The sequence below is a fragment of the Streptococcus saliviloxodontae genome (genome assembly GCF_016908655.1).
GTDB lineage: Bacteria > Bacillota > Bacilli > Lactobacillales > Streptococcaceae > Streptococcus > Streptococcus saliviloxodontae.
Genome location: NZ_JAFBEI010000017.1, coordinates 36,545 through 46,535 on the forward strand (window position 1 = coordinate 36,545; position 9,991 = coordinate 46,535).

Genomic DNA, 9,991 nt, shown 5'->3' on the forward strand with positions numbered 1-9,991 from the left:
TGAGACTGATTCAGATAATGATTCACTTAGGGATTCTGAAACGGATTCACTTGTGGACTCAGAAACCGATTCGCTTAACGATTCTGAGACGGACTCACTCAAGGACTCGGACACTGACTCACTTAAGGACTCGGAAACTGATTCGCTCAACGATTCTGAGACGGACTCACTTAGTGACTCGGATAATGATTCACTCAATGATTCTGAAACGGATTCACTTGTGGATTCTGAGATTGACTCACTTAGCGATTCTGATACTGATTCGCTTAATGACTCGGACACTGACTCGCTCAACGATTCTGAAACGGATTCGCTTATTGACTCGGATACTGACTCACTTAGGGATTCAGAGACTGATTCGCTCAACGATTCTGATACTGATTCGCTTAATGACTCGGACACTGACTCACTTAACGATTCTGAGACCGATTCACTTAACGACTCTGACACTGACTCACTCAAGGATTCAGAGACTGATTCGCTCAACGATTCTGAAATTGACTCACTCAACGATTCTGAGACCGATTCACTTAGTGATTCTGAAACGGATTCACTAATTGACTCAGATACTGACTCGCTCATCGATTCGGAGACTGACTCACTCAATGACTCAGACACTGACTCACTGAGGGATTCTGAGACGGACTCACTTAAGGACTCGGAAACTGATTCGCTTAAGGACTCGGAAACTGATTCGCTCAACGATTCTGAAACGGATTCGCTCAACGATTCTGAAGTTGACTCGCTGGTTGACTCAGAGACTAATTCGCTTAACGATTCTAAAACAGATTCACTTAGCGATTCTGATACTGATTCGCTCAAGGACTCGAAGACTGATTCGCTGGTTGACTCAGACAAGGATTCACTTAATGACTCGGAAACCGATTCGCTTAGAGACTCGGACAAGGATTCACTTGTGGATTCAGAGACTGATTCGCTCAACGATTCTGAAACGGACTCACTCAAGGACTCCGAGACGGATTCGCTGGTTGACTCAGACAAGGATTCACTTAATGACTCGGAAATGGATTCACTTGTGGATTCAGACACCGATTCGCTTAACGATTCCGATACTGATTCGCTGAGGGATTCTGAGATTGATTCACTTGTTGACTCGGAAACTGATTCGCTTAACGATTCTGAGACTGACTCACTGATCGATTCAGACACTGATTCGCTTGTTGACTCAGAAACTGACTCGCTCAACGATTCTGAAATTGATTCACTTGTTGATTCGGAAACGGATTCGCTTTGTGACTCTGAGACTGACTCACTGAGGGATTCAGAAATTGATTCACTTGTTGACTCAGACACGGATTCACTCAATGATTCTGACACTGACTCACTTAGTGACTCTGACAAGGATTCACTTAGCGATTCTGAGACGGATGCACTTAACGACTCGGAAATTGACTCACTCAATGATTCGGAAGCTGATTCACTTAGGGACTCGGAGATGGATTCACTCAGCGATTCTGAAACTGACTCACTTGTGGACTCGGAGACGGATTCGCTGGTTGACTCTGACAAGGATTCACTCAACGATTCTGAAACTGATTCGCTTAATGACTCGGAGATTGACTCACTTATCGATTCTGAGACTGATTCGCTTAACGATTCAGATAAGGACTCACTCAATGATTCTGAAATTGACTCGCTGAGGGACTCAGATACTGATTCGCTTAACGATTCTGAGATTGACTCACTTAGCGATTCTGAGACGGATTCGCTTAACGATTCAGATAAGGACTCACTCAATGATTCAGAAACGGATTCACTCAACGATTCTGAAATTGACTCGCTCAAGGATTCGGATACAGATTCGCTTTGTGACTCTGACAAGGATTCACTCAAGGATTCTGAAACTGACTCACTTAACGATTCTGAGACCGACTCGCTCAAGGACTCGGAAATGGATTCACTTAGCGATTCTGACAATGACTCACTTAGCGATTCTGAAATTGACTCACTGATCGATTCAGACACTGATTCGCTTGTTGACTCAGAAACTGACTCGCTCAACGATTCTGAAATTGACTCACTCAATGACTCGGAAATGGATTCACTTGTTGATTCAGACACCGATTCGCTTAACGATTCTGAAATTGACTCACTCAATGATTCGGAAACGGATTCGCTTAACGACTCGGAGACTGACTCACTCAATGATTCTGAGATTGATTCACTTGTCGATTCGGAAACCGACTCACTAATTGACTCTGAAACGGACTCGCTCAACGATTCTGAGACTGATTCACTTGTCGATTCGGAGACTGATTCGCTTTGTGACTCTGACAAGGATTCACTCAATGACTCAGAGATTGATTCACTTAAGGATTCAGAAACTGACTCGCTTAATGACTCGGACACTGACTCGCTTAACGATTCTGAAACTGATTCGCTTTGTGACTCTGACAAGGATTCACTCAATGAATCAGAGATTGATTCACTTAAGGATTCGGAAACGGACTCGCTTAACGACTCGGAAACCGATTCACTCAGCGATTCGGAAACTGATTCACTTAAGGATTCTGAAATTGACTCACTCAATGACTCGGAGACCGATTCACTCAATGATTCGGAAACTGATTCACTGATCGATTCAGACACCGATTCGCTTAACGATTCTGAAATTGACTCACTCAAGGATTCGGAAACTGATTCGCTTTGTGACTCTGAAACTGACTCACTCAAGGATTCTGATAACGATTCACTTGTTGACTCTGAAACCGACTCGCTTAACGACTCGGATACCGATTCACTCAAGGATTCTGAAACTGACTCGCTCAACGATTCTGAAATTGACTCACTCAATGACTCGGAAATGGATTCACTTGTTGATTCAGACACCGATTCGCTTAACGATTCTGAAATTGACTCACTCAAGGATTCGGAAACTGATTCGCTTAACGACTCGGAGACTGACTCACTCAACGATTCTGAAATTGACTCACTCAAGGATTCTGAGATTGATTCACTTGTTGACTCGGAAACGGACTCGCTCAATGACTCGGAAATGGATTCACTTGTTGATTCAGACACCGATTCGCTTAACGATTCCGATACTGATTCGCTGAGGGATTCAGAAATTGATTCACTTGTTGACTCAGAAACTGATTCGCTTGTTGACTCGGAGACTGACTCGCTCAACGATTCTGAAATTGACTCACTCAAGGATTCGGAAACTGATTCGCTTTGTGACTCTGAGACTGACTCACTGAGGGATTCAGAGACTGATTCACTTGTCGATTCGGAAACCGACTCACTAATTGACTCGGAGACGGATTCGCTTGTCGATTCAGAAATTGACTCGCTGAGGGATTCTGAAACTGACTCACTCAATGACTCGGAGATGGATTCACTTATCGATTCTGAGACGGATTCACTTGTGGACTCGGAGACCGATTCGCTTAGGGATTCTGAAATTGACTCGCTGAGGGACTCTGAGACTGACTCACTGAGGGATTCAGAGACTGATTCACTTGTCGATTCGGAAACCGACTCACTAATTGACTCGGAGACTGATTCGCTTGTCGATTCTGAAATTGACTCGCTGAGGGATTCTGAAACTGACTCACTCAATGACTCGGAGATGGATTCACTTATCGATTCTGAGACGGATTCACTCAATGATTCGGAAACTGATTCGCTCAACGATTCTGAGACGGACTCGCTTTGTGACTCTGAGACTGACTCACTGAGGGATTCAGAGACTGATTCACTTGTCGATTCGGAAACCGACTCACTAATTGACTCGGAGACTGATTCACTTGTCGATTCGGAAACCGACTCGCTCAACGATTCTGAGACTGATTCACTTGTCGATTCGGAAACAGATTCGCTTATTGATTCGGAGATTGACTCACTTATCGATTCTGAGACTGATTCGCTTAACGATTCAGATAAGGACTCACTCAATGATTCTGAAATTGACTCGCTTGTCGATTCAGAAATTGACTCGCTGAGGGACTCAGATACTGACTCACTTAAGGACTCGCTTAGGGATTCTGAGATTGATTCACTTAAAGATTCGGAGACGGACTCGCTCATCGATTCTGAGACGGATTCACTTAATGACTCGGAGACGGACTCACTCAAGGATTCAGAAATGGATTCACTTGTGGACTCGGAGACGGACTCACTCAAGGATTCTGACACTGACTCGCTCAAGGACTCGGACACTGATTCGCTTAATGATTCGGAAACAGATTCACTTGTTGACTCGGAGACGGACTCGCTTAGGGACTCGGAGATTGACTCACTTGTGGATTCTGAAACCGATTCGCTCAACGATTCTGAGGTTGACTCACTTGTCGATTCGAACACTGATTCGCTTGTTGACTCAGATATTGACTCGCTTAGCGATTCTGAGACTGACTCGGAAACCGACTCACTTAACGATTCAGAAATTGACTCACTTAAGGATTCGGAAACTGACTCGCTTAACGACTCTGAAACCGATTCACTCAAGGATTCTGATACTGACTCACTTAACGATTCTGAGACCGACTCGCTCAAGAACTCTGAAATGGATTCACTTAGCGATTCTGAGACCGACTCACTTAAGGATTCTGACACTGACTCACTTAGGGACTCGGAGACTGATTCACTTAACGATTCTGATAACGATTCACTTGTGGACTCGGAAATTGACTCACTTATTGATTCTGAAACCGATTCACTTGTGGACTCAGAAATCGACTCGCTTAGGGATTCTGAGACGGATTCGCTGGTTGACTCGGAAACGGACTCACTCAAGGACTCAGAAACGGATTCGCTTAGGGATTCAGACACTGATTCGCTCAAGGACTCAGATACTGATTCACTTGTGGATTCTGAAACGGATTCGCTTAATGATTCTGAAGCCGATTCACTCAATGACTCGGATACTGACTCACTTAGCGATTCGGAAATTGACTCACTCAACGATTCTGAAACGGACTCGCTGGCTGACTCTGACACTGACTCACTTAAGGACTCGGAGAGTGATTCGCTCAACGATTCTGAGATTGACTCACTTAGGGATTCAGATACTGATTCGCTTTGTGACTCTGACAAGGATTCACTTGTTGACTCAGAAACAGATTCGCTTAGCGATTCTGAGACCGATTCGCTGGTTGACTCGGAAACGGACTCACTCAAGGACTCAGATACTGATTCGCTGGTTGACTCGGAGACGGATTCACTCAACGATTCTGAAACCGATTCACTTGTCGACTCGGAAATGGACTCACTTAGCGATTCTGAGATTGACTCGCTTAACGATTCTGAGACGGATTCACTTGTGGACTCTGAGACCGATTCGCTTAGGGATTCTGAAATTGACTCGCTGAGGGACTCAGATACGGACTCACTTAACGATTCTGAGATTGATTCACTTGTTGACTCTGATACGGACTCACTCAATGATTCTGAAACCGACTCGCTGGTTGACTCGGAAATTGATTCACTTAGCGATTCGGAGACGGATTCGCTGGTTGACTCGGAAACCGACTCGCTTAATGATTCTGAAATTGACTCACTCAAGGACTCGGATACTGACTCGCTTAACGATTCTGAGACGGATTCACTTGTGGACTCTGAGACCGATTCGCTTAGGGATTCTGAAATTGACTCGCTGAGGGACTCAGATACGGACTCACTTAACGATTCTGAGATTGATTCACTTGTTGACTCTGATACGGACTCACTCAATGATTCTGAAACCGACTCGCTGGTTGACTCGGAAATGGATTCACTTAGCGATTCGGAGACGGATTCGCTGGTTGACTCGGAAACCGACTCGCTTAATGATTCTGAAATTGACTCACTTAGCGAGTCTGATACGGAGTCACTCAATGATTCTGAAACCGACTCGCTGGTTGACTCGGAAATGGATTCACTTAGCGATTCTGAAACTGACTCACTCAAGGACTCGGAGACGGATTCGCTTAACGATTCTGAGACTGACTCACTTGTTGACTCGGAAACTGATTCAGACACTGACTCGCTCAACGATTCGGAAACGGACTCGCTCAATGATTCAGATACGGATTCGCTTAGGGATTCGGAAATTGACTCACTCAAGGACTCGGATACTAACTCGCTTAACGATTCTGAGACGGATTCACTTGTGGACTCGGAGACCGATTCGCTTAGGGATTCTGAAATTGACTCGCTGAGGGACTCAGATACGGACTCACTTAACGATTCTGAGATTGATTCACTTGTTGACTCAGATACGGACTCGCTCAATGATTCAGATACGGATTCGCTTAATGACTCGGAGATTGACTCACTTATCGATTCTGAAACCGACTCGCTGGTTGACTCGGAAATTGATTCACTTAGCGATTCTGAAACGGACTCACTCAATGATTCGGAAACCGATTCGCTTAACGATTCGGATACCGATTCGCTCAAGGACTCGGAAACCGATTCACTCAAGGATTCTGACACTGACTCGCTCAGCGATTCTGATAACGATTCACTTAACGATTCTGAGATTGACTCACTTAGAGACTCGGAGACGGACTCGCTTAACGATTCTGAGACAGATTCACTTGTGGACTCGGAAACGGACTCTCTGATTGATTCAGACACTGACTCGCTTAATGATTCTGATAACGATTCACTTAGGGACTCAGATACTGACTCACTTAACGATTCTGAAACTGACTCGCTTGTTGACTCGGAGACGGACTCACTTGTTGACTCGGAAATGGATTCACTTAGCGATTCTGAAACTGACTCACTTGTTGACTCGGAGACGGAGTCACTCAAGGATTCTGAAACCGACTCACTCAAGGACTCTGACATTGATTCACTGATTGATTCGGAAATTGACTCGCTTAATGATTCTGAAACCGATTCACTTGTGGACTCGGAGACCGATTCACTTAGCGATTCTGAAACTGATTCACTTAGGGATTCAGACACTGATTCGCTTAACGATTCGGAGACGGATTCACTTGTTGACTCGAAAACGGAGTCACTCAACGATTCTGAAATGGACTCACTTGTGGACTCGGAAACCGATTCGCTCAACGATTCTGAGACTGACTCGCTTAATGACTCGGAGATGGACTCACTTAGCGATTCTGAGACTGACTCGCTTAATGACTCGGAGACCGATTCACTTAGCGATTCTGAAACGGACTCGCTCAAGGACTCGGAAACGGATTCACTTGTGGACTCGGAGACGGACTCACTTATCGATTCTGAGATTGATTCACTTGTGGACTCAGAAACGGACTCGCTCAACGATTCTGAGACTGACTCACTTAATGACTCGGAAACGGATTCGCTTAGGGATTCAGACACGGATTCGCTCAACGATTCGGAAATTGACTCACTCAATGACTCGGAGATGGATTCACTTAACGATTCTGAGACCGATTCACTTGTGGACTCGGAAACGGATTCGCTCATCGATTCAGAAACTGACTCACTTAACGACTCGGACACTGATTCGCTTGTCGATTCAGAAATTGACTCGCTTAGGGATTCTGAAACTGACTCACTCAATGACTCGGAAATGGATTCACTTAACGATTCTGAGACGGATTCACTTGTGGACTCGGAGACGGACTCACTAAGTGATTCTGAAATTGACTCACTCAACGATTCTGAGACCGATTCACTTAGGGACTCAGATACTGACTCACTTATCGATTCTGAAACTGACTCACTTAACGACTCGGAGATGGACTCACTTATCGATTCTGAAATTGACTCACTTGTTGACTCGGAGACGGATTCGCTCAACGATTCTGAGATTGATTCACTTGTTGACTCAGATACGGATTCTCTTTGTGACTCTGACAAGGATTCACTCAACGATTCTAAAGCGGATTCGCTTAGGGATTCAGATACTGACTCGCTGAGAGATTCTGAAATCAATTCGCTGGTTGATTCAGAAATTGACTCACTCAAGGACTCTGAGACCGAAGTACTTAACAATTCTGAGACTGACTCCTTAATTGAATTACTCAAGGATTCTGTTAAAGACGTTGATAAGGACTCTGATAAAGATTCTGAAGCAGAATTGTAAAATCCAGCATCAATTGAAAGATTATCTGCTCCATTGATTGTCACTACAACCAAACCACTAGAATCAATATCAGAGTCACTGTAATCATCCCCTAACTTCGAATTCGTAACAGTAGCCTTATAACCATTTGGAACATCAAACTGAACTATATAAGTTGTTTTATCAGACAAACCTGAAAACTCATATTTCCCACCCTCAGTTGTTACCGTCGTTTGAATCACATTACCTGAGCTATCCAACAAATTTACTGTAACATTCGCTAAGGGTTTCTCTAGAGAACTAGAACCCTGGACTCCATCCTTATCAACATCTTCCCATACATAATCACCAATCTTGTAGGTTTTCGGAGTATCAATAACATTGTTATCCAATTCAGAATTCACGAATCCAGCTGCACTGATTTGACTATTTGATCCCGCATCTCCGAAAGGAATAGTTGTCATCAAGCTTGTTTCATCATTTGAACTCATCGGTGCTGTGACAACGATAACATATCCTTCGGTTGATAAGATATAAGTTTGATTCAAATTAACTTCGATACCGGCCGCTGTTTGTTTTATCCCGACTTGGTCCGTGACATCCTCTGCATTGCTGTAGTCTTGTATCATACTGTAAGACATAGCGCTTGGCGACATTTTGTAGACCTTATAGCTAGCTTTTGAAAAATCAACATTCGATTTTGTCAAATCATCATTACTTACTGTTGCTGTTAACGATGCTCTGTCAAAGCGACGCATAGTTCGTCCTTCAGGATTAATCTGAGTAGTATAAGTAAAAGTTCTATTTACATCTGATGTCGCTGTAACAAGAGAATCCGAATTAATTCCACTCTGCTGATCACTTAATGGTTCGTTAAATATAATATTCTGTACAGAAGTTACTACTTTATCGCCGATAGACATACTAAACACTTCATTGTTCTTTGATCGTGAAAAATACTCACCATCTAGGAATAACGTTTGACTGACATTACCTGAAAGATTGCGTTTCAAAGCAGCGTATTTAGTAAAGGTATAAGTCAACGTATGAGAAGCTTTGTCATACGTTGGTACAGCAATGATACCACCAGTAGTATCTCGGATAGCATTCTCATCACTATCAAAACCATCATCGGACAGACCAACAGTGTTTAGATTTTTAGAAAGCTCAACTGTGAAAGTATCCCCTTCTTGAACGTCCGTCACTTGAAAGCTAAAACGTCCAATAAAAGCTGCTGCCTTATCGTAGTTCATTGTTCCAGCAACATTATCGCTAGATAATTTATCCTCAGTAATTGAAATATCTGTTATCTCAACTTTAGAACTAATATCTGATTTAGAGATGGTTGCTGAAACTACGGCAACTGGATCACCTGAGCCTGACGAAACAGCATCGGAAGCATCCTTGGCAAGGATTTCCTCTTCAAGGAGTTCTGATTGCGTTTTAGCGCTGTTTGTTACAGCAATCAAGCTCGCTAGACTAGCGCTCGCTGATTCTGTCAAACTATCAATTTGACTAGCCACAACTTTAGCTGCTGTCACATCAATATTCAATGATTGAGCTAACTCAATTTGATCTGCAAGGTCCTGTGAAGCTTTTGTTGCATCTGACTTAGCTTGTGCCAACTCTTCTTCAGAAACTGTAGACGATTCAGAAGCTTGACTAGCACTGTCAGTTGTTGTCGCCTCGGTTGTTGTTTCAGTCTTAGTTGCTGTTTCAGAAGTCGTTACTGAAGATTCTGAAGCTGAAAGAGACTCAGACGATGACAACGATTCTGATGTTGATAGTGACTCAGATACTGAAAGCGATTCTGATGTCGACTCGCTAACTGACTCAGAGATTGATGTTGATACAGACTCTGAGACAGATTCTGAAATCGATTCACTTACCGATTCTGACACTGACACCGAAACAGACTCTGATACAGAAGCTACTTGCAAATCTGAATTCGGTGCTTCACTACTCTCTTGAGTCACTTCT

At 43.6% G+C, this 9,991-nt stretch carries 1 protein-coding gene; it reads left to right on the forward strand.

The annotated features are described in order from the left end of the window. Positions 1-52 precede the first annotated feature (52 nt). Positions 53-8,032 carry a hypothetical protein gene (locus JOC31_RS09870; RefSeq protein WP_239551653.1) on the forward strand — a complete coding sequence of 2,660 codons (7,980 nt, stop codon included), beginning with the start codon at positions 53-55 and terminating at the stop codon, positions 8,030-8,032. Positions 8,033-9,991: the final 1,959 nt, after the last annotated feature.